Source organism: Parvibaculum sp. (assembly GCF_049671045.1).
GTDB lineage: Bacteria > Pseudomonadota > Alphaproteobacteria > Parvibaculales > Parvibaculaceae > Parvibaculum.
This window is the reverse complement of record NZ_JBATUH010000011.1, coordinates 1-14,792: the sequence shown is the minus strand read 5'-3', so window position 1 is coordinate 14,792 and position 14,792 is coordinate 1. Positions and strand designations below refer to the sequence as shown.

General features: G+C 64.9%; 15 protein-coding genes. 3 read left to right on the top strand and 12 right to left on the bottom strand.

Features of this window, described 5'->3' with window-relative positions; translation table 11 throughout:
- The 4 genes from mreC to purT all read right to left on the bottom strand — a co-directional run.
- The coding region (mreC, locus tag WBG82_RS00730; protein WP_424420160.1) for a rod shape-determining protein MreC at positions 1-1,028 on the bottom strand (1,028 nt) is incomplete at its 3' end.
- A 53-nt stretch (positions 1,029-1,081) separates the two neighbouring features.
- Complete coding sequence (locus tag WBG82_RS00725) at positions 1,082-2,122, bottom strand: rod shape-determining protein (RefSeq protein ID WP_111883322.1); 1,041 nt, start codon at positions 2,120-2,122, stop codon at positions 1,082-1,084.
- Positions 2,123-2,652: 530 nt separating this feature from the next.
- Positions 2,653-3,609, bottom strand: coding sequence for a LysR family transcriptional regulator (locus WBG82_RS00720; protein ID WP_424420155.1), 957 nt, complete (start codon positions 3,607-3,609; stop codon positions 2,653-2,655).
- A 170-nt stretch (positions 3,610-3,779) separates the two neighbouring features.
- Entirely contained in the window at positions 3,780-4,979 is a 1,200-nt protein-coding gene (gene purT, locus WBG82_RS00715) for a formate-dependent phosphoribosylglycinamide formyltransferase (RefSeq protein ID WP_424420153.1), read from the bottom strand.
- Between the two features lie 150 nt (positions 4,980-5,129).
- Here purT and WBG82_RS00710 point away from each other — a divergent pair, with 150 nt between their 5' ends.
- The 3 genes from WBG82_RS00710 to WBG82_RS00700 are packed head-to-tail and all read left to right on the top strand — an operon-like array spanning position 5,130 to position 7,175.
- Positions 5,130-5,462 (top strand): ArsR/SmtB family transcription factor, encoded by a 333-nt coding sequence (locus WBG82_RS00710; protein WP_424420151.1) that lies wholly within the window; start codon positions 5,130-5,132, stop codon positions 5,460-5,462.
- Complete coding sequence (locus tag WBG82_RS00705) at positions 5,462-6,433, top strand: cation diffusion facilitator family transporter (protein ID WP_424420149.1); 972 nt, start codon at positions 5,462-5,464, stop codon at positions 6,431-6,433. Before WBG82_RS00710 ends, WBG82_RS00705 begins: the two co-directional genes overlap by 1 nt.
- A gap of 34 nt (positions 6,434-6,467) precedes the next feature.
- Complete coding sequence (locus WBG82_RS00700; protein WP_424420147.1) at positions 6,468-7,175, top strand: esterase/lipase family protein; 708 nt, start codon at positions 6,468-6,470, stop codon at positions 7,173-7,175.
- A gap of 25 nt (positions 7,176-7,200) precedes the next feature.
- Here WBG82_RS00700 and WBG82_RS00695 read toward each other — a convergent pair whose 3' ends face one another.
- From WBG82_RS00695 to miaA, 8 genes are all read right to left on the bottom strand, one after another.
- Entirely contained in the window at positions 7,201-7,350 is a 150-nt protein-coding gene (locus WBG82_RS00695; RefSeq protein WP_424420145.1) for a hypothetical protein, read from the bottom strand.
- Positions 7,347-8,774, bottom strand: a complete 1,428-nt coding sequence (locus tag WBG82_RS00690; RefSeq protein ID WP_424420143.1) for an FTR1 family iron permease — start codon at positions 8,772-8,774, stop codon at positions 7,347-7,349. The genes WBG82_RS00695 and WBG82_RS00690 overlap by 4 nt, the downstream gene beginning before the upstream one ends.
- Before the next feature lie 15 nt (positions 8,775-8,789).
- Entirely contained in the window at positions 8,790-9,107 is a 318-nt protein-coding gene (locus tag WBG82_RS00685) for a cupredoxin domain-containing protein (RefSeq protein WP_424420158.1), read from the bottom strand.
- 113 nt (positions 9,108-9,220) lie between these two features.
- Entirely contained in the window at positions 9,221-9,904 is a 684-nt protein-coding gene (locus WBG82_RS00680) for an aspartate/glutamate racemase family protein (RefSeq protein ID WP_424420141.1), read from the bottom strand.
- A gap of 135 nt (positions 9,905-10,039) precedes the next feature.
- Complete coding sequence (gene ilvC / locus WBG82_RS00675) at positions 10,040-11,059, bottom strand: ketol-acid reductoisomerase (RefSeq protein ID WP_324297806.1); 1,020 nt, start codon at positions 11,057-11,059, stop codon at positions 10,040-10,042.
- A 34-nt stretch (positions 11,060-11,093) separates the two neighbouring features.
- On the bottom strand, positions 11,094-11,606 hold the full coding sequence (gene ilvN, locus WBG82_RS00670; RefSeq protein WP_424420138.1) for an acetolactate synthase small subunit: 513 nt from the start codon (positions 11,604-11,606) through the stop codon (positions 11,094-11,096).
- A gap of 126 nt (positions 11,607-11,732) precedes the next feature.
- Positions 11,733-13,487, bottom strand: coding sequence for an acetolactate synthase 3 large subunit (locus WBG82_RS00665; RefSeq protein ID WP_424420136.1), 1,755 nt, complete (start codon positions 13,485-13,487; stop codon positions 11,733-11,735).
- A gap of 176 nt (positions 13,488-13,663) precedes the next feature.
- On the bottom strand, positions 13,664-14,614 hold the full coding sequence (miaA, locus tag WBG82_RS00660) for a tRNA (adenosine(37)-N6)-dimethylallyltransferase MiaA (RefSeq protein ID WP_424420134.1): 951 nt from the start codon (positions 14,612-14,614) through the stop codon (positions 13,664-13,666).
- Between the last annotated feature and the right edge of the window lie 178 nt (positions 14,615-14,792).

Sequence of the window (14,792 nt, the reverse complement as noted above, 5' to 3'; positions counted from 1 at the left end):
GTCTGCGCGGCAGAGGCTGCCGCGGGCTTTGCCGGTTTCTTCGCCACAGGCGATTGCGCCGCGCGCGGCGCCGCCATCAGCTCGGAGGCTGGCGGCGTGGCGGGCTTGGGCGCGCCGGGTATCTGCGTGATCGGCTTTGCCACTTCGGCGGGTTTCGGCGGCACCGGCGGGCCGAGCAGCACCGCTGGCGGGTCCTGCCGGTCCACCTTGCCTGGAAACTCGAACTTCAGGATACGGACGAAATCGAGCCGGTCGCGATCGGCAAAGGTCTGCACGCGCAGGAAGCCGTCATTCGTCTGGATGACGAGGCCGACCGGAACTCCGGGCGGAATGAGGCCGCCATCGCCCGACGTCACCACCCGGTCGCCGGGGGAGACGCCGCTTTTCACGGCGAGATATTCGAGGCGCGGCCAGTCCGTATTGTCGCCCGCGAGAATGGCCTTGAAGTGCGACGGCTCCACCACCACGGGGATCCGGCTGTTGAGGTCCGTCAGCAGGAGAACGCGGCTCGCCCGCTCCCCCGTTGCAACGATCCGGCCGATGAGCCCGTCCGTGTCGATCACGGCGTCGCCGCTTTTGACCCCGTGCTCGCGCCCGGTATTGACGATCACCGTATCGACGAACGGGCCACCATTGTCGCTGACGACGCGCCCCGTTACATATTTGATGTCGGGATCGACCTGCACGTTGAGGAGCGCCTCAAAGCGCGCGGTCTTCGCCTCGAGCTTCAACGCCGCTTCCTTCCAGGCGAGAAGCCGCGCATTCTCCGCCCGCAGGCGCTCGTTCTCGTCAAAGACATAGGCATATTCGTCCGTGCGCTCGATCACGCGCCGGACGACGGAAACCGGCCGCGAGGCGATTTCGAGCAGCGGGGCTGCGAGGTCGGTCACGGCCTGGCGCGCGCGGTCGAAGACATAGGTTTCCGCCCGCCCGAGCAGGAGCAGCGCTGCGGCGAGCGTCAGCATGAAGACGAGCGAAATCCGGTTGGAGATCTCGCGGATCGGCACTCCCGACCGGTTTGGATCCATCGCCACCTTACCGCTCCCGCCGTCCCGCTGCCCGCCCTTCGCGAGAAGTCCGCTTAATACACCGACGACAGAACGTGCTTCATGGTCTTGATGTGTTCAAGCGCCTTGCCCGTGCCGAGCGCGACGCAGGAAAGCGCGTCGTCCGCGATCGAAACCGGAAGCCCCGTCTCGTCGCGCAGCACCTGGTCGAGATTGGCGAGCAGCGCCCCGCCGCCCGTCAGCACGATGCCCTTGTCCACGATGTCGGCGGCAAGCTCCGGCGGCGTCGCCTCGAGCGCGACCTTGACCGCCTCGACGATGGCGCCGACAGGCTCCGCAAGGCTTTCGGCGATCTGCCGCTGGCCGATCCGGATTTCCTTCGGCACGCCGTTCATGAGGTCGCGGCCCTTGATCTCGATCGTCATGCCGTCGCCATCCGAGGGAATGGCCGCCGAGCCGACTTCCTTCTTGATGCGCTCGGCCGAAGCCTCGCCGACGAGCAGATTATGGTGCCGGCGGATATAGGCGATGATCGCCTCGTCCATCTTGTCGCCGCCGACGCGAACCGAGCGGGCATAGACGATGCCGCCAAGCGAAAGCACGGCGACTTCCGTCGTGCCGCCGCCGATATCGACGACCATCGAGCCCGTGGGCTCCGTCACCGGAAGGCCCGCGCCGATCGCCGCCGCCATCGGCTCCTCGATGAGATAGACGCGCCGCGCGCCGGCCGAAAGCGCCGATTCCTGAATGGCGCGCCGCTCCACCGCCGTCGAGCCCGAAGGCACGCAGACGATGATCTGCGGATTGGCGAAGGAACGCCTGTTGTGAACCTTGCGGATGAAATGCTTGATCATTTCTTCCGCGACTTCGAAATCGGCGATCACGCCGTCCCGCATCGGGCGGATCGCCTGAATGTTGCCGGGCGTGCGGCCGAGCATCTGCTTGGCCTCCTCGCCCACGGCCAGAACCTGCTTCTTCCCGCCCTTTTCGATAATGGCGACAACCGACGGCTCATTGAGAACGATCCCTCGCCCCTTCACATAGACAAGTGTGTTCGCGGTGCCGAGATCGATTGCCATATCGGCTGAAAACATGCCGAGCAGACCGGAAAGCATGCTTGTTTTTATCCTTTGACGTGGGTCGGCGAACCGCTTGTTCTTACCGCGTCCGCCGACGGTTGAAAGTGTCTTCGCTTGTGGTGGTCAAACAGTTAAAGCGTCGCATGTCCCGATCCCCCATGTCCCGAATTCATGCCGGGGCGGACCAATTTCATCGCTCTGGATTTGCTTCCCCCGATTGCGTCGCGCACAGGTCCTGGCGCCGGGCATTCGCGAACGATCAAAGAAAGAACCCCCTCCGATCATCCGTGTACGAACATGCCTCGAACCGAGCCTGCCGGGCATCGCCGGGAAAGTGCGCGGGTCAGCCTCGCGCTCCGCATTTCCCTCGTCACTCCGACCCCCAAGGCATCGCCCGAACCGTCTCTACTGGTTTGCCGGCGCCGTTCGGAGATGGGCTCGCTGCCTCACAGCGCAACGCCCCGCCGAATCGCCTCGACAAGCCCTTCCTGCGGATCGCGCAGGTCCGCGCGGCCCGAAGTTTGTACGCCGAAAGGCGCGTTCCACGCAATGAAAAAGACTTGATTTCAACGGCTTTTCAAGGGTTTGGGGGGCAGCTCGGTAATTTCGTGAGAGCGCCCGTCGAGCCGCGAGCGATGCCGCTTCACCGCGTCCACGAGGAACTCCATAACCGCGCGAACATGGGCAAGCTGGGCGAGATCGTTGCGCGCCATGAGCCATAATTCGAGCCCGCCCAGAAGGTCCGGCCCGAAGACGCGCTCGAAGCCGCTGTCCTGATCGGCGAGGATGCAGGGAAGAGCGGCAAGACCGAGACCCTGCCGCGCCGCCTCCGCGCGCGCTGCAGCACTCGACGAGCGGAATGTCACGCGCGAGTTCTTCTCGGCGCGGGACATCCACCAGACGGGCCCGAGCGGCGTCTCGGCGCGGGGAAACCCGATCATGTCGTGCTCCGACAGGTCGGACATCTGCCCGGGCACGCCCCGCTCGGCGAGATATTCCTTCGCGGCGTAAAGCCCATAGGCCATGTCGCCGACTTTCCGCATCAGCATGTCGCCCTGTGTCGGCCGCGCCGCGCGAAGCGCCACGTCGACATCCCTGAGCGGGCTGCCGATCCGGGGGGCGCCCCCCGTGATTCCCGGCGGATCGGTCACAAGCTCGAGCTCGAGGCTCGGATGGGCCTCGCGAAAGGCCGGAAGCTCCGCCGCGATGAGGGGCCCAGCCAGCACTTCGCTCGCCGCGAGCCGCACCGCCCCCTCGCTGCCCGAGCCCGAGGCGGCAAAATCCCTCGGCAGCGCCGAAAGGCGGCGATCGACCGGCTCCAGCGCCTCGACGAGCTTCTCGCCGGCCGCCGTCAGCCGGTAGCCGGTCCTCTCACGCTCGAAAAGCCGCGCGCCCAGATCGTCCTCGAGCGAGGCCACGCGGCGCAAAACCGTTGTCGTATTGACACCAAGCTGCTGCCCGGCGCCTGAAAGGCTGCCGGCGCCCGCCACGGCCAGAAAGAAGCGGAGGTCGTCCCAATTCATTTTCGTTACCCAGTCTGCGCAAAACACATTTGCGACAGATGCAGAATAACGACAAGAACGGGGGCTGAAAATGGCATCCGCAAAAAGTTTCGTGCGAATTTGCAAGCGGGCGCGGCCCGATCTTGCGCAAAAACCGGGCGTCTTGCCCCAAGTGCAGGCCGATACCGGCTCTACCGGGTGCTGACCGGCCTGACGTGGGAAGCGGCCTCGGCAGCGCGCCGCCGCGCCTCCGCCACGTCCCCGCCACGCGCCAGCGCGACGCCCATGCGGCGGCGCGCATAGGCTTCCGGCTTGCCGAAAAGCCTCACCTCGGAGCCAGGAACGGCCAGCGCCCGCTCGAGCCCCTCGAAGGCAATCGCCTTTTCCTCGAGCCGTCCATAAATGACCGCCGAGGCGCCCGGCGCGAGAAGTTCGGTGGAGACGGGAAGCCCGAGGATCGCGCGGGCATGGAGCGCGAATTCGCTCTGATATTGCGAGGCGAGCGTCACGAGGCCCGTATCGTGCGGGCGCGGGCTAACCTCCGAGAACCAGACCTCGTCCCCCTTCACGAAGAGCTCGACGCCGAAAATGCCCCGGCCGCCAAGCGCATCGGTTACTTTCCTGGCGATTTCCCGCGCGCGGACAAGCGCCGCGGCGGTCATCGCCTGCGGCTGCCAGCTTTCGACATAATCGCCCTTGTCCTGGAGATGGCCGATCGGCGCGCAGAAATGCGTCTCGATCTCGCCGGAGGGCCCAAGCGCCCGAACGGTGAGCTGGGTGATCTCGTAATCGAAGGCGATGCGGCCCTCGACGATGACGCGGCTGCTCTCGACCCGGCCGCCCGACATCGCATAATCCCATGCGGCGTCGATCCCCGCCGCGCTCTCAACATAGCTCTGCCCCTTGCCGGATGACGACATGACCGGCTTTACGAAGCAGGGATAGCCGATCCGCTCGGCAGCCGCGCGAAGCTCCACGGCGGATGAGGCAAAGGCATAGGGCGAGACCGGCAGGCCCAGCTCCTCTGCGGCAAGGCAGCGAATCCCCTCGCGGTTCATCGTGAGCTGCGCGGCGCGCGCCGTCGGAATGACCTCGGCGAGCCCCTCCGCCTCAATCCTGACGAGTTCGTCGGTCGCGATCGCCTCGATCTCGGGGACGATGAGATGCGGCCTTTCCTGCTCGACAATCGCCCGGAGCGCCGCGCCATCCGTCATGCGGATGACATGGGCGCGATGCGCAACCTGCTGCGCCGGCGCGTTCTCATAGCGATCGACCGCGATCACCTCCGCGCCATAACGCATCAGTTCGATGGCGACCTCCTTGCCGAGTTCGCCCGAACCGAGAAGCATGACCCGGGTCGCTCCGGGCGTTAGCGGCGTGCCGATACGCATTGATGCATCCCAAAAATTGCCGGGCCGCCTTCATACAGGAACGGCCCCCTCGCTCCAACCCTCGCGGCATGCTGGACGCTTCGCGGGGGCTTGCGTCGCCCGGCGGAGCCAGATAACATATGAATAGTTGTTCACATGTTATAAAATAACATGCACCGCAGATCGAACCATTCCCCCCTCCTGGCCGAGCCGCTCAGCGACGACAAGGCGATGGAGCTTGCCGAAACATTCCGCCTTCTCGGCGATCCGAGCCGGCTGCGCATCGTCGTGGAAACGCTCGCGACGCCCCAGCCTGTCGGGGCGATGGCGGCGAAGCTCGGCCTTTCGCCTTCGCTCGTAAGCCACCATTTGCGCCTCTTACGCGCGGCCCGGCTCGTCACCGCCGAGCGGCGCGGCAAGCAGATTTTCTATCGCATCCATGACGATCACATTGCTCGCGTCGTCGCGGACATGGTCGCTCACGTGCATGAGGAAGCAGTCTGATGTCCGGCGCCCATCGGCATGCGGAGCACGGCCTCGCCCATGGTCACGATCATGGCCACGATCATGGCCACGCCCACGATCATGGCGGGCTCAGCAATGAGCGGCGCGTCGCCATCGCGCTCTGGATCACCGGCGGCTTCATGATCGTCGAGGCGGCGGGCGGCTACCTGTCAGGCTCGCTCGCCCTCATCGCCGATGCCGGCCACATGCTCACCGATACGGGCGCGCTGGCGCTCGCCTGGCTTGCCGTGCGCCTCGCCCGCCGCCCGGCCGACGATGCGCGCTCCTACGGCTACCATCGCGCGGAAACCCTCGCCGCCTTCCTCAACGGCGCCACGATGCTCGTGCTCTCCCTCTGGATCGTCGTCGAGGCGGTGGGCCGCATCGCCAACCCCTCGCCCGTCCTCGGCGGCCCGATGCTGGTGGTGGCGATGGGCGGCCTCGCCGTCAACATCCTGTCCTTCCTCATGCTTCACGGCGCGCATGACAGCCTCAACCTGCGCGGCGCGGCGCTCCATGTTCTCGGCGATCTTCTCGGCTCCGTCGCCGCCATCGTGGCCGCCATCGTCATCCTCACGACGGGCTTCATGCCGATCGACCCGCTGCTCTCGATGCTCGTGGCGGCGCTCATCCTGCGAAGCGCCTGGCGCGTCACGCACGATGCGGCCCATATTCTCATGGAAGGCACGCCGCCCGGCCTCGAGCCGGAAACGATTTCCGCCGACCTCATGGCCAATGTGGAAGGCGTCGCCGATGTGCATCACGTCCATGCCTGGTCGCTGACGCCGGGCCAGCGGCTCGTCACGCTCCATGCCCGCCTCGCCCCAGGCGCCGATGCGGAGATCACGCTTCTCGCCATCAAGGCGCGCCTCGTCTCGCACTTCCGCATCAGCCATGCGACGGTACAGATCGAGCCCGGCGAATGTCTCGATCCCCATCACCACATGCCGGGCCAGCCGCGAACCTGCTAGCTCATGACCATTCATCCGAACGCCCGGAGGCGACATGCCAAAATCCGCAGGTGACGAGCCCGGCCTCCTTTCGCGCCTCGGCGAACTGCGCGTGGTTCTGGAACTGGGCGCGATGCTCCCCTCGCTCCCTGCCCTCATGCGCGCACCGCGCGGCGACGGCCATGCGGTGCTCGTCCTGCCGGGCATGTTGGCGTCCGACGGTTCGACGCTCGTGCTCAGACGCTATCTTCAGGCGCTGGGCTATCAGGTTCATCCCTGGAAGCTCGGCACGAACTGGGGCCCGAGCCAGGAAATCCGCAGCGGCGTGCGCCAGCGCTTCAGGGAGCTTGCGGATCGCTATCAGCGCCGCGTGAGCATTGTCGGCTGGTCGCTGGGCGGCATCTATGCGCGCGAGATCGCCCGCGAGGCGCCCGCCCTTGTCCGTCAGGTCATCACGCTTGCCAGCCCCTTCGCCGCCGGCTACCGCAGCGACGGCTCGATTGACGCGGCCCTTGCCGAGCGCCTCAGGCCCGCGCCGCCGGTTCCCTGCACCGCTATCTACTCGAAGACGGATGGCATCGTTCCCTGGGCGGCCTGCCTCGAGGAAAAAGGTCCGCAGACAGAAAATATAGAAGTGCAGGCCACCCATATCGGAATGGGCGTGAACCCGCTCGTGCTCTGGGCCGTGGCCGACAGGCTGGCGCAGCCCGAGGGAGACTGGCGGCCCTTCGACCGCTCAGGCTTCCACGCGATCTTCTATTGATGGATGGTGACGGAGCGGAGGCGGCTCAGATCCGCAGCTCATATTCGAAGATGAGCTTCAGCGTGCCGTCCGGCGTCGAAGGCGTGACACCGAAGAGATAACCCACATCGTATTTGAGCTTGCCCGGCAGCCCTGCAAGGCCCGTGAAGGTGCCCTGAACGGCCGGGCCGATCATGTGCTCCGATCGTCTCTCGAGTTGAAATTGTTGATCCGCCCGAATTCGCCATAGGCTTCGATCGCCGGCTCGAAAAGCGGATCGAGGCGCCAGCGGCTTTGCAGCCTGTAAGTGAGACCCACCCCGCCCTCGGCATTCGCGCCAAGCTCGCGCTCGAGAACCACGTTGATCGTGTTCGTCGTGCGGCCGATGTCCTTGGCAATCAGCGGTCCGAAGGCAAGCTCGTCCGCTTCGCCCTGCCGGTCGCGCACATGCTCATACTCGATGAGGAAACCGAGATCGGCGAAATATTTTCCCCGCTCGGTCAGCTGGAAGCGGTTCTCCCACTCCGTCGCATCGAAATGCGTGCTGCCGCCGGCATCCTTCTTCCAGATGCCATAAACTTCCGTGGCCCAGAAATCGGTGACGCCATAGGCAAGGCCCACCTTGTGTTTCTGCTCGTTGTCCTTCGAGGCATCCCCGTCGAAGGTACGGTAGCCCTGATATTCGATCTCGACCTCGCCCTGCTCGACATAGGGCGAATAGACCTTGATCGCGGCTGCTTCCGCATCGCCGCCCGGTATGAGGGCCGATGCCGAAAATGCGCCGAGAATGCAGGCGGCGATCCGCCCGAGCTTCTGACCTGATCCGTTTCCGTAGATTTTCATTGCGCCCCCGATGATGACGAGTGTCCCGACATAGAAGAGAAGCTGGATACCCGAGGGGCGCGCCGTATAGCCGATCAGGGTGTGAAGGATTTGTCCAAGGATGCTCTGCTCGGTGAGGAGCCAGGAGGTGTCCCAGATGTTGCGGCCAAGCGGCGGCAGGAGCCCGGCCCGCGTCAGATAATTTGCTCCCTGCGCGGCGAGACCGGCGGCGAGCAGCAGGATCATCCAGCCGGTAACAGCAAAGAGCTTCTTCGTGGAAAGGTTGAGCAGGCCCTTGTAGAGCGCATAGCCGAGCGCCGCGCCGGAGACGAGGCCGATGATGCCGCCCGTCAGAAGTCCAGATGCGCCCGTGCCGCCGCTGGCAATGCCGTAAAGGAAGAGCACCACTTCCGAGCCTTCGCGCAGCACCGCGATGCCGACCGCGATCGCAACCGCATAGAGCGGGCGCGCGCCGACCGCCACATCGTGCCCCACAGCCTTCATCTCGGCCGCAAGCTCGCGGCCATGGCTGTTCATCCAGACATTGTGCCAGCCGAGCATGATGACAGCGACGAAGAGGACGGATGCGTTGAAGACTTCCTGGCCCGTGCCCTGGAGCGAATTCGCGATGGTGCCGGCAAACCCCGCGACGATGGCCGCGCCGAGAATGCCCCCACCCACGCCCGCGACGAGCCATCGGTTGCGCCCGGCGACCCCGGTCGTCGCCGCGGCGACGATGCTGACCACCAGAGCGGCCTCGATGACTTCACGAAAAACGATGATGAGCGTGGCCAGCATGACGGCCCCCCGAACTTACTTGACGATGATCTTGCCTTGAGCCGTCGACTGGTTGAATTCGCCGAAGAAAGGATAGGTGCCCGGCTCCAGCGGATCGAGATAGACCGAGATTTCGCCATGGGCCGGAACGATCTTCTCGCGATTGAGCTCGTAGGATTCGAACTCCTCGGGGGTCGGATCGAGATTCTTGACGACGAGCTTCACTTCCTTGCCTGCCGGGATCTCGAACTCGTCCGGCGTGAAGCGGTGCTCCTGAATGGTGATCTCGTAAACTTCAGGCTCCTGTGCCTGAACCGCCCCGCCTGCCGCCAACGCCAACAAGACTGCCGCCATCGCTGCAGTCGTCAGGAAACTCCGCGCCATTTCTTTGCTCGCTTCCGGGCTTTGTCTATGATTTCCGCATGTAATAATCATTCTCAAAAGCTGTCAACGCACAAATTGACGCATTACCTGCCACCCCTCGCGATCCGGGCCGCCGCCTCGAAGCCGATGCGGGGGCTCGAAAGCACGGGCACCGGCAAATTCCGGCAGAGAGCCGCCGCCGGAGCCATGGAAGCCTGGGCGAGAACCAGCACATCGACATCATGCGCGGCCTCGGCCAGCCGGCGGGCGATTTCCTGATAGTAGTCGTCGAGCCTCCCCTCCCGGAAAGCGGTCCAGACATCGTCGAAAAGGAAGGTCGTGAACTCGTAGTCGCGGCCAATCGCGCGCGCGGAATCGGCGATGAGCGCCTCGGTATTGGGCACCGTCGCCGGGATGCAGGCGCAGATGCCTATCCTATGCCCCTGCAGCACCGCGAGATCGGCCATGGGCCGATCGATCCTGAGGAGGGGCACCGGAGCATCGGCCGCCGCCCGCTCCACCGAGGCGCCGAGCGTCGAGCAGGTGCAGACGACGACCCGCGCCCCGCCCTCGGCAAGCGCGATCAGCGCCTCCTGAGTCATGAGGTCGAGAGCGGGCGTGACCCGGCCGGCCTTCTCGGCGGCGGCGAGCAGGTCTTCGCGCACCACATGGGTGAGCGCGAGTTCCGGCGCGATCTCGCGTCCCAGCGCATTGAAGGTTTCGATATGGATCGCCGCCGTATGCAGGAAGGCGATGGCGGCGCCGTGGCTTCTGCGTGATGGAGGCATGGGCGGGTTTCCCTCTGGTCGTCCCCGCTTTCATCGGGGGAGCGGATTTCATTCGGACGCCGAAAACAAAAAGGGCCCTTCGCGATCTACGCGAAGGGCCCATCGAAACGGCTCGGGCTTATGCGCGAGATCGCGTCAGTTCTTGTCCTTGTCTACGAGTTTGTTGGCAGCGATCCACGGCATCATGGCGCGCAGACGGGCGCCGACTTCCTCGATCGGATGCGCGGCGTTGCGGGCGCGAATGGCCTTGAAGCTCGTCTGGTTGACCTTGTTTTCGAGCATCCAGTCGCGCGTGAAGCGGCCGGTCTGGATGTCTTCGAGGACGCGCTTCATTTCCGCCTTCGTCTCGGCGGTGATGATGCGCGGGCCGGTGACGTATTCGCCATACTCGGCCGTGTTCGAGACCGAGTAGTTCATGTTGGCGATACCGCCTTCGTAGATGAGGTCGACGATGAGCTTCACTTCGTGGAGGCACTCGAAATAGGCCATTTCCGGCGCGTAGCCGGCTTCCACCAGCGTCTCGAAACCGGCGCGGATGAGCTCGACGACACCACCGCAAAGCACGACCTGCTCGCCGAAGAGGTCCGTCTCGCACTCTTCCCTGAAGGTCGTCTCGATGATCCCCGCGCGGCCGCCGCCGATGGCGGAGGCATAGGACAGGCCGACGTCATGCGCGTTGCCGCTCGCATCCTGATGGACCGCGATGAGGCACGGCACGCCGCCGCCGCGCTTGTATTCCGAGCGCACCGTGTGGCCGGGGCCCTTCGGCGCCACCATGAGGACGTCGATGTCCTTGCGCGGCTCGATGAGATTGAAATGGATGTTGAGGCCGTGGGCGAAGAAGAGCGACGCGCCCGGCTTCATGTTGGCGTGCAGATGGTCGCGGTAGATATCGCCCTGAAGTTCGTCCGGCGTGAGCATCATCAGCACGTCGGCCCACTTGGCCGCTTCGGCGACCGACAGAACCTTGAGCCCCTCGCCTTCCGCCTTCTTCGCGGTGGCCGAGCCCTCGCGCAGCGCGACGGCGACTTCCTTCACGCCCGAGTCGCGCAGATTGAGCGCGTGAGCGTGGCCCTGGCTGCCATAGCCGATGATGGCGACCTTCTTGCCCTTGATCAGGTTCACGTCTGCGTCGCGGTCGTAGTAAACGCGCATGGGTCTCTCGTCCTTTTCGTCTCTAGATTAGCTGTTACATCGCCTCGGCGCCGCGGGCTATCGCCACGACGCCGGTCCGCGACACATCCACGAGGCCGAGCGGCCTCATCAAACCGATAAACGCGTCGATCTTGTCCGGCGCGCCCGTCACTTCAAACACGAAGGAGGAATGCGTGGTGTCGATCACGCGGGCGCGGAACGCATCCGAAAGGCGCAACGCCTCGACGCGCTTCTCGCCGGCGCCCGCGACCTTGATGAGCGCCATTTCGCGCTCGACGGCCTTCGTCTCGGCGGTCAGGTCCACGACCTTGTGGACCGGAACCAGCCGCTCGAGCTGCGCCTTGATCTGCTCGATCACCATGGGCGTTCCCGCGGTCACCACGGTGATGCGGGAGGTGTGCTCGGCCTGATCGACCTCGGCGACCGTCAGGCTCTCGATATTGTAGCCGCGGCCCGAAAAAAGCCCGATGACGCGCGCCAGAACGCCGGCCTCGTTGTCCACGAGTACCGCGATCGTATGCCGTTCGATCTTGCTGTCGTCGCTCATCAGGGCTCCCCGCGGGGTGAAATTCGTGAAGGAAGGGGCTCGCGCCCCGGTATTCGCTCCGGCTCTATAGCCCAAGCGAGGCCCGGGGCGAAAGGGCAATCGGCCCCTGAAAAGGGCCGATTTCCCTCAAACGAGCATCTTGCCTGCTTCGGTAACGGCCGCCGCCTCGACGTCGTCGGCCAGAATCATCTCGTTATGGGCCGCCCCGGAGGGGATCATGGGGAAGCAGTTCTCGAGCTTGTCCACGACGCAATCGAAGATGACCGGCCCCTTCGCGTCGATCATTTCCTTGATCTTGGCATCGAGTTCGCCCGGCTTCGTCGCCCGGATGCCGATGGCGCCATAAGCCTCGGCGAGCTTCACGAAATCGGGCAGCGATTCCGAATAGGAGTGCGAATAGCGCCCGCCATGCAGCAATTCCTGCCACTGGCGGACCATGCCCATATATTCGTTGTTCAGGATGAAAATCTTGACCGGCAGCATGAACTGAACGGCCGTCGAGATTTCCTGCATGCACATCTGGATGGAGGCTTCGCCGGCAATGTCGATGACGAGCGCGTCGGGATGCGCGATCTGGACGCCCACCGCGGCCGGCAGGCCATAGCCCATCGTGCCGAGGCCGCCAGAGGTCATCCAGCGGTTCGGCTTGTCGAAGTGGAAGTGCTGCGCGGCCCACATCTGGTGCTGGCCGACTTCCGTGGTGATGTAGGTCTCGCGGTCCTTGGTCAGCTCATAGAGCCGCTGGATGGCGTATTGCGGCTTGATGACCTCGTCCGAGTGCTTGAAATCGAGCGAGCGGCGCGCACGCCACTTGTCGATCTGCTGCCACCACTCAGCGAGCGCCGCCTTGTCCGGCTTGCAGACCTTCGCCTTCCAGATGCGGATCATGTCCTCCAGGACATGCGCCGCGTCGCCGATGATGGCGACATCGACATGGACGACCTTGTTGATGGAGGAAGCGTCAATATCGACATGGATCTTCTTCGAACCCGGCGAGAAGGCGTCAATGCGGCCCGTCACCCGGTCGTCGAAACGCGCGCCGATATTGATCATCAGATCGCAGTCGTGCATCGCATTGTTGGCTTCATAGGTGCCGTGCATGCCGAGCATGCCGAGCCACTGCTTGTCGGAAGCCGGATAGGCGCCAAGCCCCATCAGCGTCGAGGTGATCGGATAGCCGGTGAGCTTCACGAATTCGCGCAGAAGCTGGCTTGCGACCGGCCCCGAATTGATAATGCCGCCGCCCGTATAGAAGATCGGACGCTTCGCCCCGGCGATGAGCGCGACCGCTTCCTTGATCGCCTCGACATCGCCCTTTATGCGCGGGCGATAGGTCTTGTGGACGACATTCTGCGGGCCGACATATTCGGCCTTCTGGAACTGCACATCCTTCGGAATGTCGATGACGACCGGGCCGGGGCGGCCATGCGTCGCGACATAGAAGGCCTCGTGCATGACGCGCGTCAGCTCCTTCGCGGAGTTGACCAGCCAGTTGTGCTTGGTGCAGGGGCGCGTGATGCCGACCGTATCGCACTCCTGAAAGGCGTCGGTGCCGATCAGATGCGTCGGCACCTGCCCGGTGAGGCAGACGATCGGGATCGAATCCATCAGCGCGTCGGTGAGGCCCGTGACAGAGTTGGTCGCGCCCGGCCCCGAGGTCACGAGAACGACGCCCGGCTTGCCCGTCGAGCGGGCATAACCCTCGGCGGCGTGAACCGCGCCCTGCTCGTGGCGAACAAGAATGTGCTTGATCCTGTTCTGCTGGAAAAGCGCGTCATAGATCGGCAGCACCGCCCCGCCCGGATAGCCGAAGATCGTGTCTACGCCCTGGTCAACCAGCGCCTTGATGACGATTTCTGCGCCTGTCATTTCCTGGGGCATGGTTCACATCCTTCGACTGAGCCGTCAGGGCCCGCCTCATGCGGGCCGTTCTACTTTGCGAAACGTCTTCACGATTTGGGCGCCGCCCGGAACGCGAATGCCCCGCATCAGGGCGGGGCATCACACATACGGCCGCGGGCTTGCCTGCCATAAAGTGGCGGAAACCTAGCCGCCCCTCAGGAGGCGGTCAACCCCAAATCGTCAATAAATGAAAAGATTTCTCCATATGAGCTTTCCGAAAATTGCGTGTTAACTCTTTTCCACGCAATCATCTGAGTCCGGAACCATGTCTCCTGGCGCTTGGCATAGCGGCGCGTCTCCGCCTGCCCCTCCCGGATCGCAGCGGAAAGCTCAATATCTCCAGAGAGATAGCCAAGGAGCGGCCGAAGCCCCAGCGCCTTCATGAGCGGAACGTCGTCCGGCAGGCCGAGCTTCGCGAGCGCCTCCGCCTCCGCCAGAGCCCCCGCCTCGAACATCGCCTCGAAGCGCCGGTCGCAGCGCTCACGGAGAAGCTCCCTTTCGGGCGCAAGCACGATGCGGGCAAGGCCGCCCCTGAGAAGCGGCCGGGCCGGCTCCTTCTGCCACTGGCTGAGCGGCCTGCCGGTGGCCCGCGCGACCTCGAGCCCGCGCGCGATGCGCTGCGGATCGGAGGGGCGGATGACGGCGGCGAGTTCCGGGTCGGCCTCGCGAAGCAGCGCGTGCGCGCCCGCGCCGGCCGCCGCCACCTCGTCGCGGGTGGCGAAGCGTATCTCGTCAGGCACGGAAGGGATGGGCGAGAAGCCTTCGATCAGCGCGCGGAAATAGAGCCCGGTGCCGCCGACGACAATGGGAAGCCGGCCGCGCGCCTCGATGTCGCGCAGCGCATCGACCGCCATCCGCGCCCAGCGCCCGGCCGAGCAGCGCTCCTCCCCCGGGAGCATGCCATAAAGATGATGCGGAACGCTGGCCTCATCCTCGGGCGAGGGCCGCGCGGTCAGCACGCGCAGATCGCGGTAGACCTGCATCGAATCCGCGTTGACGATCTCGCCGCCGAGCCGCTGCGCCAGTTCGAGCGCAAGCGCGGACTTGCCGCTCGCCGTCGGCCCTGCAATAAGGATCGCTCGTTTGACATCGAGTGGCTTTTCCACCGCTTACCTTCTTCGTCGTCATGGCCCGCATGAAGTGGGGCATGCCGTGTCTGGACCCGTTTCGGCATGAAATACACCCTCACCCTCATCGGCAACAGCGCAACCTCGCTCGGCGACGAACTTGCCGCCGCCGCTTCCGGCCTGCTCCCCTCGCCCGCCGCGCCGGACTGGCTTGCGC